The organism is Soonwooa sp. T0.1_25 (genome assembly GCF_057652215.1).
In genome coordinates this window covers 190,259-206,134 of the sequence record NZ_JBYFBZ010000005.1, presented here as the reverse complement: position 1 = coordinate 206,134, position 15,876 = coordinate 190,259, and the positions used below count along the sequence as shown (strand labels likewise).

General features: G+C 35.5%; 11 protein-coding genes, 1 tRNA gene, 1 pseudogene and 1 CRISPR repeat array (1 of these 14 running past the window's edge). Of the genes and pseudogenes, 4 read left to right on the top strand and 9 right to left on the bottom strand.

Going from position 1 to position 15,876, the window contains the following annotated elements:
• Positions 1-2,393: direct repeats of the CRISPR family, unit length 47 nt; unit sequence GTTGTGAATTGCTTTCAAACTTTAGTATCTTTGGGATACAACACAAC; it reaches 1,581 nt to the left of the window's first position.
• Positions 2,394-2,452: 59 nt separating this feature from the next.
• The 6 genes and pseudogenes from cas2 to AC23MB_RS09205 all read right to left on the bottom strand — a co-directional run bounded on the left by cas2 (position 2,453) and on the right by AC23MB_RS09205 (position 11,712).
• Entirely contained in the window at positions 2,453-2,791 is a 339-nt protein-coding gene (cas2, locus tag AC23MB_RS09230) for a CRISPR-associated endonuclease Cas2 (protein ID WP_312322603.1), read from the bottom strand.
• A 204-nt stretch (positions 2,792-2,995) separates the two neighbouring features.
• Entirely contained in the window at positions 2,996-3,889 is an 894-nt protein-coding gene (gene cas1 / locus AC23MB_RS09225) for a type II CRISPR-associated endonuclease Cas1 (protein WP_487787068.1), read from the bottom strand.
• A gap of 12 nt (positions 3,890-3,901) precedes the next feature.
• Positions 3,902-8,107, bottom strand: a pseudogene (gene cas9, locus AC23MB_RS09220) (type II CRISPR RNA-guided endonuclease Cas9).
• Between the two features lie 434 nt (positions 8,108-8,541).
• Complete coding sequence (locus AC23MB_RS09215; protein ID WP_487787067.1) at positions 8,542-8,916, bottom strand: DUF779 domain-containing protein; 375 nt, start codon at positions 8,914-8,916, stop codon at positions 8,542-8,544.
• Positions 8,917-9,029: 113 nt separating this feature from the next.
• The gene (gene adhP, locus AC23MB_RS09210; protein WP_313031209.1) at positions 9,030-10,064 is read right to left on the bottom strand and encodes an alcohol dehydrogenase AdhP; all 1,035 of its coding nucleotides are present in this window, start codon (positions 10,062-10,064) and stop codon (positions 9,030-9,032) included.
• 139 nt (positions 10,065-10,203) lie between these two features.
• Positions 10,204-11,712: an aldehyde dehydrogenase family protein gene (locus AC23MB_RS09205; protein WP_487787066.1), complete on the bottom strand. Its 1,509-nt coding sequence runs from the start codon at positions 11,710-11,712 to the stop codon at positions 10,204-10,206.
• 249 nt (positions 11,713-11,961) lie between these two features.
• Between AC23MB_RS09205 and AC23MB_RS09200 the strand changes: the two genes are divergently transcribed.
• Positions 11,962-12,885: a helix-turn-helix transcriptional regulator gene (locus AC23MB_RS09200; protein ID WP_487787065.1), complete on the top strand. Its 924-nt coding sequence runs from the start codon at positions 11,962-11,964 to the stop codon at positions 12,883-12,885.
• A gap of 95 nt (positions 12,886-12,980) precedes the next feature.
• Here the strand turns inward: AC23MB_RS09200 and AC23MB_RS09195 are convergent, their stop codons facing one another.
• Complete coding sequence (locus tag AC23MB_RS09195) at positions 12,981-13,328, bottom strand: hydroxymethylglutaryl-CoA synthase (RefSeq protein WP_487787082.1); 348 nt, start codon at positions 13,326-13,328, stop codon at positions 12,981-12,983.
• Between the two features lie 15 nt (positions 13,329-13,343).
• Positions 13,344-13,733 carry a hypothetical protein gene (locus AC23MB_RS09190; protein WP_374329782.1) on the bottom strand — a complete coding sequence of 130 codons (390 nt, stop codon included), beginning with the start codon at positions 13,731-13,733 and terminating at the stop codon, positions 13,344-13,346.
• A gap of 375 nt (positions 13,734-14,108) precedes the next feature.
• On the opposite strand from AC23MB_RS09190, the gene AC23MB_RS09185 reads away from it, so the two are divergent.
• Genes AC23MB_RS09185 through AC23MB_RS09175 form a run of 3 tightly spaced genes read left to right on the top strand, consistent with a single transcriptional unit; the run spans position 14,109 to position 15,745 of the window.
• Positions 14,109-14,618 carry a transposase family protein gene (locus AC23MB_RS09185; RefSeq protein WP_487787064.1) on the top strand — a complete coding sequence of 170 codons (510 nt, stop codon included), beginning with the start codon at positions 14,109-14,111 and terminating at the stop codon, positions 14,616-14,618.
• 15 nt (positions 14,619-14,633) lie between these two features.
• Positions 14,634-14,990 (top strand): integrase core domain-containing protein, encoded by a 357-nt coding sequence (locus AC23MB_RS09180; protein WP_487787081.1) that lies wholly within the window; start codon positions 14,634-14,636, stop codon positions 14,988-14,990.
• A gap of 2 nt (positions 14,991-14,992) precedes the next feature.
• Entirely contained in the window at positions 14,993-15,745 is a 753-nt protein-coding gene (locus tag AC23MB_RS09175) for a hypothetical protein (RefSeq protein ID WP_313029165.1), read from the top strand.
• A 63-nt stretch (positions 15,746-15,808) separates the two neighbouring features.
• On the opposite strand, the gene AC23MB_RS09170 is transcribed toward AC23MB_RS09175, so the two are convergent.
• A tRNA-Asp gene (locus AC23MB_RS09170) sits at positions 15,809-15,876 on the bottom strand.

Here is a 15,876-nt window from a genome sequence, read left to right as displayed (position 1 = left end):
CACAACCAAGCGATAAGAAAATAACCAAGTGCCAATGTTGTGAATTGCTTTCAAACTTTAGTATCTTTGGGATACAACACAACCCACAGCGCATGACATTGCGGAAAGTGGCGGTTGTGAATTGCTTTCAAACTTTAGTATCTTTGGGATACAACACAACTATGATCCAAAACAGACTGTGATGCAGATTGTTGTGAATTGCTTTCAAACTTTAGTATCTTTGGGATACAACACAACTGGGTTAGGTAATGGTTATAGTTTATTATCGTTGTGAATTGCTTTCAAACTTTAGTATCTTTGGGATACAACACAACCCAGTATAATAATAATGCTGCGCTTCAGCTGTTGTGAATTGCTTTCAAACTTTAGTATCTTTGGGATACAACACAACGCGCCAGCTTCAAAGCCTGCCACTTTTAGCGTTGTGAATTGCTTTCAAACTTTAGTATCTTTGGGATACAACACAACTCAGGGCATTGCAGCGCAGCGCTGCGTCCTGTTGTGAATTGCTTTCAAACTTTAGTATCTTTGGGATACAACACAACCGCCCAGTTTCCCATCTTATAATCTGGTCTGTTGTGAATTGCTTTCAAACTTTAGTATCTTTGGGATACAACACAACCGCCGCGGTCCTCATGTGCTATGAAAAAGAGTTGTGAATTGCTTTCAAACTTTAGTATCTTTGGGATACAACACAACCTTTCTTGTCGTTTTTAATTCCAATATGCTGTTGTGAATTGCTTTCAAACTTTAGTATCTTTGGGATACAACACAACGATGGCACAAGAAGTCCAAAACAAGGTTATGTTGTGAATTGCTTTCAAACTTTAGTATCTTTGGGATACAACACAACAATGCAGATTTCTTAAATGCTTCTTGTGCTGTTGTGAATTGCTTTCAAACTTTAGTATCTTTGGGATACAACACAACCCTGTATTTAACTTTTCGTTATCTCTTTTAGTTGTGAATTGCTTTCAAACTTTAGTATCTTTGGGATACAACACAACCAACCTTCTTAATGGAAGCATTAGCCCATTGTTGTGAATTGCTTTCAAACTTTAGTATCTTTGGGATACAACACAACGCGAAAAGACGTTGAAATGTTTACCGCATAGTTGTGAATTGCTTTCAAACTTTAGTATCTTTGGGATACAACACAACTTTCATAATTAAGAGTTTTGAAGTTGGTTTGTTGTGAATTGCTTTCAAACTTTAGTATCTTTGGGATACAACACAACCTTAACGGTTATGAGACTATTGATTATATTGTTGTGAATTGCTTTCAAACTTTAGTATCTTTGGGATACAACACAACGAAATTACATTTGTTTGTTTATATTCTTTGGTTGTGAATTGCTTTCAAACTTTAGTATCTTTGGGATACAACACAACATGCAATACATGGATATTGACGTAGCTATGGTTGTGAATTGCTTTCAAACTTTAGTATCTTTGGGATACAACACAACCATAAAAAAAGTATTTCTCCGTCGCCACCTGTTGTGAATTGCTTTCAAACTTTAGTATCTTTGGGATACAACACAACTTAATAATTCTTGTAGCTCGTTTAATTCCTGTTGTGAATTGCTTTCAAACTTTAGTATCTTTGGGATACAACACAACGTGTGTCTTACTGTTTGAGTTGCTGTTTCAGTTGTGAATTGCTTTCAAACTTTAGTATCTTTGGGATACAACACAACCATCGTAAAAGAATATAGGAAATGTTAAAAGTTGTGAATTGCTTTCAAACTTTAGTATCTTTGGGATACAACACAACAAAATATGATTAACACTTCTAAAAAATACGGTTGTGAATTGCTTTCAAACTTTAGTATCTTTGGGATACAACACAACTATGCTTAATTTAGGATTTGACGATATGCTGTTGTGAATTGCTTTCAAACTTTAGTATCTTTGGGATACAACACAACAACTAAAGCAATTTATATAAAAGACGCAGTGTTGTGAATTGCTTTCAAACTTTAGTATCTTTGGGATACAACACAACTCTTCAAGTTCATTGTTAATATCGTTCCCCGTTGTGAATTGCTTTCAAACTTTAGTATCTTTGGGATACAACACAACTATGCTTAATTTAGGATTTGACGATATGCTGTTGTGAATTGCTTTCAAACTTTAGTATCTTTGGGATACAACACAACAACTAAAGCAATTTATATAAAAGACGCAGTGTTGTGAATTGCTTTCAAACTTTAGTATCTTTGGGATACAACACAACTCTTCAAGTTCATTGTTAATATCGTTCCCCGTTGTGAATTGCTTTCAAACTTTAGTATCTTTGGGATACAACACAACGGTAAGTTAAACGCAAAGTAGGTGCGCTCAGTTGTGAATTGCTTTCAAACTTTAGTATCTTTGGGATACAACACAACCTCAAATTAAAAATCCCCTATTTTACAGGGGATTTTTGTGGTTTTTAGGATTGGAAAAATTAAAATAATTCGAGTTGTTGAAAGGTCGGTGGTGGTTCTTCTTTGTTTCTGGCAAAAAAGATTTCGATATCGCCAAATTGCTTGTCTGTGATACACATAATGGCAACTTTTCCTGCTTTTGGAAGCATGAGTTTTACGCGTTTGATATGTACTTCGGCGTTTTCGCGACTGGGGCAATGCCTAACGTACATTGAAAATTGAAACAAGGTGAATCCATCGTCTATTAATCCTTTTCGGAATTGGTTGGCCGCTCGCATATTGGCTTTGGTCTCGGTTGGCAAATCATACAATACTAAAACCCACATAATTCTATAGGCATTAAAACGGTCTTGTTTCATACGCGAATGTGGATTGGGAGCGGTAAACTTTCGCGTGAGGGCGTAGTGCATTGTTGGAGCTCTTTCTTGTAGCGGCTGAGCGAAGCCGAAGCCCCATAAGAAAAGCGACTGCACAAAGACCGCCCCTTGATGGCGGCTGGAAAGAAAACCCATTAGGTTTGGAAGCGAAGGAAATTAAGGGGCACGCCCAAATTAGTTTTGTTTTCATGGTATTCTGGGATATGCTATCAATCTTTTTTCGCCCGTGTAGCATTTATACAAAGAGCTTGCACTGGTTTTGACCGCTACCATTAGCGGACGGATTTTGTCCTCAATTCTCACATCCATTGTGGCAATTTTGAGGATATGTGCCTTGAATTCTTTGTTTAAATCCTCTGTATCGGGATGCAAAGTGAGCCATTGCATGACGAGCAAATCCACAAACGGTCGATAAGGCTCCATGAGGTCGTCAGCAAGGCAATATGGATTGTATTTATTCTTGTGGAAAATCCCTAAAACTGGTAGTAAACCCGTTTCCACAATGGATCTGGCGACCATGGAACGCAACACAGAATAACCAAAATTGAAAAACTGATTGGGAGAATCTCCGAAACGTTGTCTCAAAAAATCGTGACTGATAAGGTATTTCCAATAGTGCTGCGCCGCAATGCCTTCCATATTGGTGATATCGCCACTTTTTACTTGTTGCTGATAATCTAGCATGGGTTCGAAATAGTTGCCCAAGCGATGCAGAACTTCTTTTTGATTTTCGATTTTGCATTCTACAGTTTGCTTCCACAATTGCTTTTTGAGCGGTTCGCTGGCTTCGAGTTGGTCTTTTATTCGGTCCGAATGTTCGGTGTGTCCATGCAAAGGCAACATCATCCCATGCGGTAAATGATGTGCATCGCAACTGATGACCACAACATTATTCCCCATCATTTTCTGAACCAATTGATGCGAAATGGTTATCTGAAAATGATCCAACATCAACAATCCCAAATCCTCAACGGGGACTTTACCTTTGGTTTCTTTGGTTTCGGGACAAAGAATGTGCATTTGCTCGTCTTTTAGCTTGAGATAGGCGGGATTGCCAATGTAAATGGAGCGGGTGATCATAGTTATTAGTTTTTAGTATTCGCCGATGTGAACTATTTTCCCTAAATGGTTTAATCTTACTTTGAGGATATTTTTAATTCCATTAATTCCTTCTCTTCTCCATGTTATCCCTTTAGTTTTAGAGTTATCTTCAACCGTAGTTTCTAAATGATGTCTAAATGAGTAATCTTTTGTTGCAATCTTCTGCACCCTAAACATATTTTTAGAAATCAAAATCAAGTTCTTTTCATCAAATAAATCTATTTCCTTTGGATTAAAATCTTCTGATGGAAACAAAAACATTTCATTTTGTTTCATTGAAAAAAGGAACTTCCAACCCAAACCTTGATTATACTCTTTATCGATAACGGATAAATTTTGATTTACTCGTTCAACAGCTTCATAAAAACTTACTACTTTTTCTTGGAGGCTTCCGTTTTCATCTTCATATATCGCTACATGATGATTATTACCGGTACTCACAAAATCGACGGCAATTCTTTTTCCGTTTTCATCCAAAATCTCTTTTCCTAAATGGTCTTTTTTGTAATGTAGCGCTTCAGCATTGCTTATTCCAGTTATCGTAACTGTTTTAATAGCAATTCCTTTTGATTTATTAAGCCAAATTGGATTCTTTTCTAAATCAGAAAAAGCTTCTTTAGCATTTCCATTAAACTCCTTCAATCGTTGTGTAAGTTTCTCTCTAATTCCTTTATCCACTATTTTTTCTAACATTTTTCCTTCAGGAATAATTTGTTTAGAAGTAGGATTAGAACCAACGATTTCTTTTCTAATTGTATACCCTACTTCGTACCAAGCCAATGCTACGCTTTCTGGAATTTGCTCGGTCTTTTCAGAGTTAAGATAAACTGGCGTTTTTGTAATCACATTTTTCCCTGAAAATGCTTTTTTAGAATCTCCATCATTTTCCTGTAATCGCTCTAACAACGCAGTCCTATATTTTTCATTTTGTACCTTATTGATGGTTTCAACATCAAACTTTGCGGAGATTTTTTCTTCTTTTGTTTTCAGAAATTTTGCGCTTCCATAGATGGTTTCTTTATGCAACTGTCCTCTCGGCGTCAATTCTGTTTTTGCGATAACACCTCCTTTTTTCTTTATTTTATTGATGTTCTTAGTGACAACCTTATTCTTTGCTTTGTGAGAAATCAACACTTCTTCAAGATGTTTTTTGGCTTCTTTTCTGAAGTTTTTCAGAGGTTCAACAAAAATTCGTTCTTTTTTACCGTTGCTTTTTTCTATAACTTTTGTTATCGAATTTTCAATGCCAAAAATATTTTTGTGTTCTTTATGTTTTTCATCATTCCTAGCATTCAAATAATTCAAATACTGAATATGATTGTGTGTTGTAAAAGCAACCGTAAGTGCATCCATTGCGTGATGACGATGGTCGTTTCTTTTTGTCCAATTAACAATTCGTTCCTTCTCCTCTCCTTTTGAATTTTTGATGATTTCTGTTAAACCTAATTTTTTGTATTTATCTAGGTTTAATTCTTTCATAGTATTTACAAGGTTCCATTCTTCTCGCAATTTATCGGTTATTCTACCTGAAGTTGAAACTACAGAATTGGTAATTCCAAAAAGAATTTCTTTAGCTTTTTTTGCAATATATTGTGTATCTCGCAAATCTCTTTCAATAAAACCCTCTCCAATATCAGCCGCTTTTTTCTGTAATTTTTCAAATTTGGCTTTAGAAATTTCTTTTTTATCATAAAGTTCATTAATGACATTCAGAAATTTTTCTAATTGATTTTTTCCTTCATTTTCCAAATAATCGTAAGCTGTTGAATTTCCTTTTTTCAAATTGGCACCTCGCGGAACAACAACTTTATTAGAAAAACTATCATCAAAAAAACGAGATTGTGGTATAATATGGTCTATATCGTACTTATCAGTGAATAATTCTTCTTTTTTAATCTGTGTATCCGTATATAAATCTTTGAAAAGGTTCTTCTCTAATTCCAAATACAATTTGTAACGGATAATATCATTTCTGGATGGTGATTTTATTCCAAATTTATTTTGTAAAACCGATGCATATTTTTGATGAAGAAGCGTTGCTTTATTAATTTCGGAAGTCATATCTGCACGTTCCGCAGCATTCTTTTTCAGTTCGCGAGCCAATTCTATTCGGATTTCGTCAGGTTTTCCGTATTCTTTACTCACTTCATTTACAAGGTTTATCATTTGATTGAGAATCTTTTCTACCACAGGATTCCGAAGTGAATTTTTAGGAAGAATATCCAACTGCTCTTTCAAAACTCTATTTGCTAAATCTTCTTTAGTTAAAGAATTTTTAGAATGATTGTATCCTGCATAAGCACAAGCATCACTGTATTTATGCTCTTTAATGTAAGGATAAATTTTTCGCATGGCTTTGGAACTCAAACTTACATAATCTGGAACAAAACCAATTTCTGCCAACAATTGTGAATGCTCTTTTTTGAAACCGTATTTTTCATGTAAAAGTCTATACAAAGTCTCGTTTCCAGATGGAGAATCGTCGCCTTCATAAGAATACAATAAATGCCAAAGTTGGTAAGAATCTTGTTTTTCGAAATTTTTTCCATCGAGTTGAGCGTCAAAATCTAATATTGTAGTTTTAATTCCAAGTTCTTCAAACCCTTTATTTACAAACTCTTTAATCGCAAAAGCAGAGGAAGAAATTTTGGAAACTTAGATATCATCTTCTGCGCTTAATTTAAACTCTTTTGGAAAGTCAATACCTTCATTAGCTAAAATCTTTAAATAGACATCATACAAACTTTCGTTGGTTTTGTTCCCTTCAATATTTTTGAATTTTGATTTCCATTCTTTTCCAGAATATCCAATTAAATCTAAAATCTCTTTTGGAGAAAGATTTCCTTTGATATTGACTTCGTTGAAAAGTGCTTCTTTCATTTCTAAATCCAATGGAAGTTCTTCCTTGGTTTCAATATTTTGGAAGCTGATATTATTGAGAACTTGCCAAATTTTGAATTCTTGAAATAATGGCGAAGAGCGTGGCGCAACCTTAGAACCTACAGTTTTCTTTTTGATTTTTCCATTTTCGGTAACTTCTCTTTCTCGATTTTCGAATTCGCAAATGGTAATTAATCCTTTCTGTGATTTTAATTTTCTTTGATAAAAAATAATAATATCACGAATTTCTTCCTTTAAATCTTTCGTTAATATTGGATGAAACTTAGCTTGAGTTTCCCAAACTTTCTCAAACTCATCCAAATAATCTTGTCGGTAAAATACCTGATTTTTAAGCTTGGTGTGGGGATTTGCTTTTAATTGATTGTATAAATATTCCCCAACAGTCTGATTATTAAAATATAACTCTTTGCTTCTATCACTGATTGCGCCAAGATAACCGCTTGAATTATTGAGATTACTATTGATTTCTTGAAAAACAACAGCAAGCTCTTCTCCATCCAATTGGTTTTTAACTGCTTTTGCTCTCCATTGGTATTTCTCAATTTTCTTCTCTTGTTGTGTACCAATTTGCTTTACTCCAACCAATGAAAAGGGAATCTCTAAAATTTTCCAAGTTGCATTTTTATTCTTTCCTTGTAGTTCTTTATAAAGTTCAGTGGTTAAAATTTCTGAATAAAACTGTTGTTGAAACTTCCAAATACTGTCAAACTCTGCTTGTAAATCTGAACGATAAAAATCGGGTAATTGCTTTTTACCTTCTTGCAATAGTTGAAAAGAATATTCACCGGGTGTTAACTTTTCGTCATAGAGTTTTTTAGCAACAGACATTCCATCAATAATTTGTCCTTCATCTTCATTTTTCGCTTTTCTACTGCTTCTATAACCACGTTTTTTGTTGAGCAAGAGCAAAACTCGAGCAAACTCGGAAAGCTCTATTTTGTCATTTGCTGATTTCGCACGCATCTTCTGAGTTTGAAAAGTAGAGTTTTTTCCTATTTCTGTAAGTAAATCCCCTTCTTTCAAGATAGAATTCTTTTTCAATACATCAATGAGATTTTCTCTACGCTGCTTGTATCTTTGCAAATTTCTGCGTGCATTTCTTGCAAGAGTTCTTCCTGCATTTGTTGTGATAGGCTTTCCTTTTTCGAAATTAATTTGCTCATCCACTGTCAATGGATTTACACGTACTCCTAATTTGATAATTTTATTATTTTCAGAATTTTTGGAATCTTCCTGTATAACAGCCCATCCAATAGATGAAACTCCCAAATCCAATCCAAGTATATTTTTAGTCATAGTTTAGTTTTTTCGTTAAAAAATAAAACTAAGCATTTTTTTATTTAAAAGAAAAAAATTATTGTATTTCGTTTTTTTTACTATATTTAAGACTTGAAAGCAATTCATAATAAGGATTATTCCGTTGTGAAAACATTTGGGTTACCTCTTGTCCATAATCAGGAGGTTTTTTTATCCTCAAAAAATTGAGCATTAATTTTAAAAAAAATCTAACGTATAACCTATTATCTAAAATTTAAATACACCCAATAGTCACAACAGCCGACGGCTAAGAAACGGTCAAAAGAAGTTAAACTATAACTCTAAAATAGCGCCATTAATAAAACAAATAGCTAAGTGGCATTAAACCAATGATCGCCAATCCTGGTAAAGTCCATATTAATACTAATTGTTTTGTATCGCTAAGATTTCGGAACCAAGCCATATACTAAAAGTTATTCATTTCTTTTGACAGGTTCTAGATCTGCGAGTTCGTCGGTTGAGAAAAGTCGATAATGTACTTTAAAAGTCTTTCCCAAAGGTGTTTCCAGCGAAAAGCCACCAGGACCAAAACCGTCGAGCACATCTAAGGTAAAATGCGAATACTGCCAATATTCGAAGAGATCGCGGTCTATCCAAAACTCGTAATGTTTGATATGCCCAAGAAGAACATCATTCATGCGCGGAAAAAATCCGCCTTTCTCAAAACATTGTGGTTGAGTGCCTTCGCAACAGCCTCCTGCTTGATAAAACATCAACGGTCCGTGTTGTGCTTCCAAAGTACTAATGACTTCCAAAGCTTTATTTGTAACATCTAATCGAGATATCATCTTCTTTAATTTACTTAAAGTTAAACATTATTTCTGGGAACAAAAAAACCTGGCTCTATTAAAGTCAGGCTAAAAACACAAATTATAAAAACTACATATACAATTAATAAAAATTAGTTTTGTCCTGCTATATCAAGAACAATTCTTCCGTCAATTTGACCCGCCTTCATTTTATCAAATACCTCATTAATATCTTCTAGTTTCGCGGAAGTAACTGTTGCTTTTACTAAGCCTTCATTTGCAAAATCCAATGCTTCTTGCATATCTTTTCTTGTACCAACAATAGAACCTCTAACGGTGATTCTCTTAAGAACGGTTTCAAAAATCGGTAACTCAAAAGAACCTGGAGGAAGACCATTAAGAGCAATTGTTCCTTTTCTTCTAAGAACATCAATTCCTTGTTTAAAAGCAATAGGCGAAACCGCCGTGATCAACGCTCCATGCATACCGCCAACCTCTTTATGTAAGTAAGCTCCAGGATCTGTTTCTTTAGCATTAACAACCAAGTCTGCACCCAGTTTTTTTGCTAATTCTAATTTATCATCGGCAACATCAATAGCGGCAACGTGCATTCCCATTGCTTTTGCATACTGAACAGCAACGTGACCTAATCCTCCAACTCCAGAAATAGCAACCCATTCTCCAGGTTTTGTTTCCGTCTCCTTCAGTCCTTTATACACTGTAACCCCTGCACACAAAATAGGTGCAATCTCCAAGAAATTAACGTTACTCTTAAGATGCCCTACGTATCTAGAATCTGCAATAACATATTCTGCAAAACCTCCATCTACACTATATCCTCCATTTTGTTGAGCTTCACAAAGAGTTTCCCATCCAGTGATACAATAATCACAACCTCCACAAGCGGAATACAACCACGGAACTCCAACTGCATCACCTTCTTTTACTTGAGCTTCTGGTCCGCAAGCCACCACAATTCCTACACCTTCATGTCCTGGAATAAGTGGCATTTTTGGTTTTGCAGGCCAATCTCCATCTACGGCATGCAAGTCTGTATGACAAACACCACAAGCAATAACTTTTACCAATACCTCATATCGTCCTGGTTCTCTTACCGGAACCTCCATAATTTTTAATGGTTGTCCATACCCTTGCACTACCGCAGCTTTCATTGTTTTAGGAATCATAACTCTCTATTTTATTAGTTTTTAATTTAAAATTTTGCATGGTGAATTTTATGGATTAAGCGAAACTCAACCCTAAAAGCCTGTCCGTTGTCCGGGGCTACCCTAAGACAACGGGCACGCTAAAAAGTGTTTTATTATTCTAGAAGAAACCTAACTTATTTTTATTATATGAGATTAACATATTTTTTGTCTGACGATAATGATCGAGCATCATCTTGTGGTTTTCGCGACCGATACCCGATTGCTTGTAACCTCCAAACGGCGCGCCAGCTGGATAAGAGTGGTATTGATTAACCCAAACTCTTCCCGCCTGAATTGCTCTTGGAACCGTGTACAATTGATGTGCATCTCTTGTCCAAACTCCTGCCCCTAAACCATAAATCGTATCATTTGCAATTGCGATAGCTTCTGCTTCGTCTTTGAAAGTTGTCACCGCTAACACTGGTCCAAAAATTTCTTCTTGGAAAATTCTCATTTTGTTATGTCCTTTGAACAAAGTCGGCTGAATGTAGTATCCGTCCTCGATATCGCCACCCAAATGGTTAGCGTCGCCACCAGTTAATACTTCTGCACCTTCTTCTTTTCCTAATTTGATGTAAGACAAAATTTTATCTTTCTGGATTTGAGAAGCTTGTGCACCCATCATCACCGTTGGATCTAACGGATGACCAACTTTAATTGCGTTAACTCTTTCTACAACTCTTGCGATAAATGCATCGTAAATATCTTCTTGAATCAACAATCTTGAAGGACAAGTACAAATTTCACCTTGATTTAAAGCAAATAAAACCGCTCCTTCAATCGCTTTGTCCAAAAACTCATCATCTTCGTCCATCACCGAACTAAAGAATACATTCGGAGATTTTCCTCCTAATTCTAGTGTTACTGGGATGATATTTTCGGTTGCATATTGCATGACCAAACGTCCTGTTGCTGTAGATCCTGTGAAAGCCGCTTTTGCCACTTTTGGATTAGTTACTAAAGCTCTTCCTAACTCAGCACCGAAACCATTAACGATATTAATAACTCCCGCTGGAATTAAATCTCCAATAAGTTCCATAAGAACTATGATAGAAATCGGTGTGCTTTCTGCTGGTTTTAGAACCACACAGTTACCTGCAGCCAAAGCTGGCGCTAGCTTCCAAACCGCCATAAGGATTGGGAAATTCCAAGGGATAATTTGCGCCACAACACCCAAAGGTTCGTTAACGATTAAAGAAACCGTTTCTTTATCCAGCTCATTAAGTGATCCTTCTTCTGCACGGATAACGCTTGCAAAATATCTGAAATGGTCAATCGCTAACGGAATATCTGCCGCCAAAGTCTCACGAACTGCTTTACCGTTATCCATCGTCTCTACAGACGCAATGTATTGTAAATTTTCCTCGATACGGTCTGCGATTTTATTAAGCATAATGCTACGTTCTGTAGCAGACGTATTTTTCCAAGTTTCGAAAGCTTTAGCAGCTGCATCAACAGCCAACTCCAAATCTTCTTTAGTCGAATGTGCAGCTTGTGTGAAAACTTTACCATCTACTGGTGAAACGACATCAAAATATTTTCCTAAAACTGGTGCAACGAATTTGCCACCGATGTAATTATCATATTTAGACTTAAAGTCAGGTCTTTGTATAACATTTGTACTCATAATATATATGGTTTTAAAATTTATTTTAATTAAACTTATAATCAATAACATTAAAACTTGTTTAGTTTTTTTTGTTATTGATAATTCGAAATTAATTTTATAAAATCCAAACTAATAGCACAATCCTACACATTTATAGTAAAATCCTCTTTATGTTGCAAACTTTAGAATTTCCTTAACAAAATATTAGAAGTTTATTAAAAGATTATTCCTTATTTTTAACAAAATCCATTTTAAAAGAAGGTTAATATGTCGCTAGAAAAATCATACATACATCAACCTGCATTACTAAACGAAAAGCAACTTGGTAGCATGGTAGAAAATAAAACCTCTTACACACTAAAAAACTGTGAATTTAATATCTATGAAACCCATCGCAGTGCTTTTGATGTTAAATTACATTTTAACGATGTGGCTTTTACAGCAATGTTACGCGGCAAAAAAAAATTAAAACTAGATGGTAAAACGGATTACTTCGACTATCTACCTGGCGAAAGCGTATTGGTAGCACCTGGCGAAACGATGGTCATCGACTTTCCAGAAGCTGACGAAGCGCCTTCGCAATGTTTGTCATTAAGTCTAAATTCGGACTTTATTGAGAATACACTCAATTATCTTAATCTCCATGAAACAAAAGTTGACGACACAAGCTGTTGGCAACTTCAAAATCCAGAATATTATCTTTTCAATACAGAATCGTTGACCTCGGCAACCAACAATATTATGCGGATTGCGATGGATAATAACACGCACAAAGATCTGATGGCAGATTTTGCGCTTAAAGAGTTATTGATAAGATTAATGCAAACCCAAGCGAGCACCATGATACAATTGCAACTTTCTAAAAACCAATCGCGACTCGGTTACATTATAGATTTTATTAAAAAAAATCTCCATCAAAAACTGAATATCGATCAAATGGCGAAAATGGCTTATGTCAGTAAGTCTAATTTTTTCAAAATGTTTAAAGAAGAACTTGGCATTTCGCCCAACGATTTTATTTTAAAAGAACGTATTAACCTTGCTAAAGATTTATTAAAAAAACGAGAAAGCATCAAAGAAGTCGCCTACCGAACGGGTTTCACAGACACCAATTATTTCACAAGGGTTTTTAAACAACATGAAGGGACAACGCCTAAGTCATTCCAAAATGATAGTTTGATAATACAATAAGATTGCGATAATTCAATAACAAAATCCTCGTTAATGAGGCTTTTTATAGGTCAATTTCTGTAACAAATTCTTTCAAAAAAATTATAAAAAACTTCCTACATCATTTTATAAAGCCTAGCACCTTTCAAAACTGGATTTTCTTGTTCAATATGTTTTAAAGCAAAATAACCAATTCTTGGGCTAATAGAATCTTCAAGCTGCTTGCGATGTAGTTTTTCATAAGTTTTGAAGTCGATGGCTTTGCGCTGCTCTAGAGTTTCGAAAAGTTTCCACTTTGCCACGACAGACTTCCAAACTTGTCCAATAGTTGCTTCAAATACTTTAGATTTCGAACTACTTCCGTAAGCAAAAAATCCAATTTTAGAACCCGCTAATTCTTCTTTTTCATTAAATGAAACTTGAAGTGCTGACATCAAAGCCATAAAAACCGAAGCGGTGTACATATAAGCCAATCCGTTTTATATTGCAAATAATTCGGTAAAAACACGCTTTCCATGAAATGCGTATGGCAAATGAAATATCAAATAACGCCAATCTTTTGTAAGATCTTCGTGACTATTTTTTTCTAGTTTAAAATGTTCATAAGCCTCTCTAATTCGCGCTTTGAAACACTCATTAGAATATTGTACATCGAAAACTGGCTCGTCAGAGAAGACTTCAATCTTGTTTGGATAAGAGTCTGGAGCATTCTTCAAATCAGATTTATCAAAAGACCTTCTAGGTTTAAAAAAATCAAAAACACTATCCGTAGCAACACCCCATACATTTTCAATCTTAAGAAGATTTGGTTTAGAAGAAATTAATAATGCAATTGCGCCGGCACCTTGCGTATACTCGCCAGATGCCAACTCATATTTAGCATAATCAGCAGCGATAACGATTACTTTTTTGGTAGGATTAACTCGTACAAAATCTAACGCATTATGAAGTGCGTCTGTAAGCTCCCCCGAAAACAGTACGGTTTAAAAGTATAAAATAATTAACTTTAAATCGTAATTAAGACAATGAAAAAGAGCACAAGAAGCTAGTGAACTCAAACGGGTGAAAGAGCTGGAAGAAGAAAATGCCCGGCTCAAGCGGATGTACGCAAACCTCGCATGGAACTTGACGTTACAAAATACATTATCGAACTTAGCGAAGCTAAATCATGAAGTCATTTAGAAAGCATTAATTATTTCTGAATAAAAAAAGCTCTAAAGCCTTGTCGGAAACGGGAGATTGTCATGGAGATCCATGAGCTCCGTCCGAAGGATTCAGGCAAGGCTTTACGTGTACGTAAATTAAGCAGAAGCAGTTTTCATTACCGCTCACTGAAAGATGATTCTACGGTGATGATGGAGCTTGAACAACTTACACAGAGCCATCCGAGAGAAGGTTTCTGGAAGTACTATTACCGGCTGCGCAACCGTGGCAAAAAAATCAATCATAAGTGGCTACACAGGATTTATAAGGAAATGAAACTTCCTTTGCGGCGCAAGGTAAAGAAACGGCTCCCTGCCAGAGTAAAATCGCCCGTGGAGGTTCCGGAAACATTTACTCACACGTGGAGTATAGATTTTATGAGTGACGTACTTACCAGTGGCAGAAAGTTCCGCAGTTTTAATGGGATTAATGATTACAACAGGGAAATTCTTCACATTGAGGCAGATTACAGTTTGAAAAGTTCGCGGGTAATCTGGATACTGAACCATCTGGTGAACCGCTACGGCAAGCCTGAGAAAATCCGCATATAAAATGGATCGGAATTTATAGCAAATATTGCTGAAGTTTGGAGCAGGGTAAATGAGATCAACTTTGATTATATCCAACCGGGGAAACCTACACAGAATGCCTACATTGAACGCTTTAACAAAACCTACAGGAATCAGATCCTGGATGCATATATTTTTGAAAGTTTAGATGAAGTAAGAAGTGTTACTCAGGAATGTGTAAGAGATTACAAACACGAACGCCTCCATGACTCATTGGGTGGTTTATCGCCGGTGATGTGGAAATATGGACAGCAAGCCCAGGCTAAGGCCAGCACTTTTCCTGCCCACTTTTCTAAATCCGACAACAACAGCAGTAAAAAATCAAGAAAAAATTCTACTTTTGAAGTGTACTGAAAATGGGGAGCTTACAAAAAGGGAAAGTGGTAGAAATCGATTTGGGTAATGTGAAGCTACAAGCCAAACCTACTAAAGCAATAACGGATGAAACTGAATTCCTTCCTTTAGCAAATATTGAAAGAGAATCTATTCAAAAAGCTTTAAAAACTAATTACCTTACAGTTCCCATAAAATTAAATGAAGCTGAAGATTTTATTTTATACATATCTGTCCCATATGGTTACAATAATAAAAATACGAATATGGGCTTTGAACATGTTAAATTAATTGGGGATAAAAAAGAAACTGTTGCAATTGATGATATATTTACTGAAAACGATTATTTTGATATCGGAAGCTCTAATAGTTCCGAAAACTTACGAGCAGTCCGATTTTCTCCAAAAACTATGAAACCGACCAAAATTATAGGAGACATAGATTTCGGAATCACAAATTATTATGATAAAGAATATCCAATTAATCGATTACCAAAAGGCCTGAGTATTGCTCCAGATGACGTGACATTAACCATTCTTAAAAACGAACCAAGTCAAGATGATGTTTCTGCGATCTATGCATTTACCAAAGAAGACAAAAAACACGCATTATCAATCGTAAGAATAGAGAATTACGACTATGAGAGTGAAAATTCACCTTTACAATATATGAAGAAACCTGCTTATATTATAGTTCGATACAAAAAAGATAAAGACAAACGAGTAGAAGAAAAAGTTTCGTTTAAGCTAAATATTCCCAAATCTAAAAAAAAATAGTAAGAGAACTATTTTTAATATAAAACGAAAAAAGCTTTCAGAAATCTGAAAGCTTTTTTGCGATCCGGACGGGACTCGAACCCGCGACCTCCGCCGTGACAGGGCGGCATTCTAACCAGCTGAACTACCGG

Excerpts from the sequence above, each read along its gene's own strand:
- AC23MB_RS09185 (WP_487787064.1), top strand. The coding sequence starts at position 14,109 with ATGGAGATCCATGAGCTCCGTCCGAAGGATTCAGGCAAGGCTTTACGT.
- AC23MB_RS09200 (WP_487787065.1), top strand. The coding sequence starts at position 11,962 with ATGTCGCTAGAAAAATCATACATACATCAACCTGCATTACTAAACGAA.
- AC23MB_RS09175 (WP_313029165.1), top strand. The coding sequence starts at position 14,993 with ATGGGGAGCTTACAAAAAGGGAAAGTGGTAGAAATCGATTTGGGTAAT.
- cas1 (WP_487787068.1), bottom strand. The coding sequence starts at position 3,889 with ATGATCACCCGCTCCATTTACATTGGCAATCCCGCCTATCTCAAGCTA.
- adhP (WP_313031209.1), bottom strand. The coding sequence starts at position 10,064 with ATGATTCCTAAAACAATGAAAGCTGCGGTAGTGCAAGGGTATGGACAA.
- AC23MB_RS09215 (WP_487787067.1), bottom strand. The coding sequence starts at position 8,916 with ATGATATCTCGATTAGATGTTACAAATAAAGCTTTGGAAGTCATTAGT.
- AC23MB_RS09195 (WP_487787082.1), bottom strand. The coding sequence starts at position 13,328 with ATGTACACCGCTTCGGTTTTTATGGCTTTGATGTCAGCACTTCAAGTT.
- cas2 (WP_312322603.1), bottom strand. The coding sequence starts at position 2,791 with ATGAAACAAGACCGTTTTAATGCCTATAGAATTATGTGGGTTTTAGTA.
- AC23MB_RS09205 (WP_487787066.1), bottom strand. The coding sequence starts at position 11,712 with ATGAGTACAAATGTTATACAAAGACCTGACTTTAAGTCTAAATATGAT.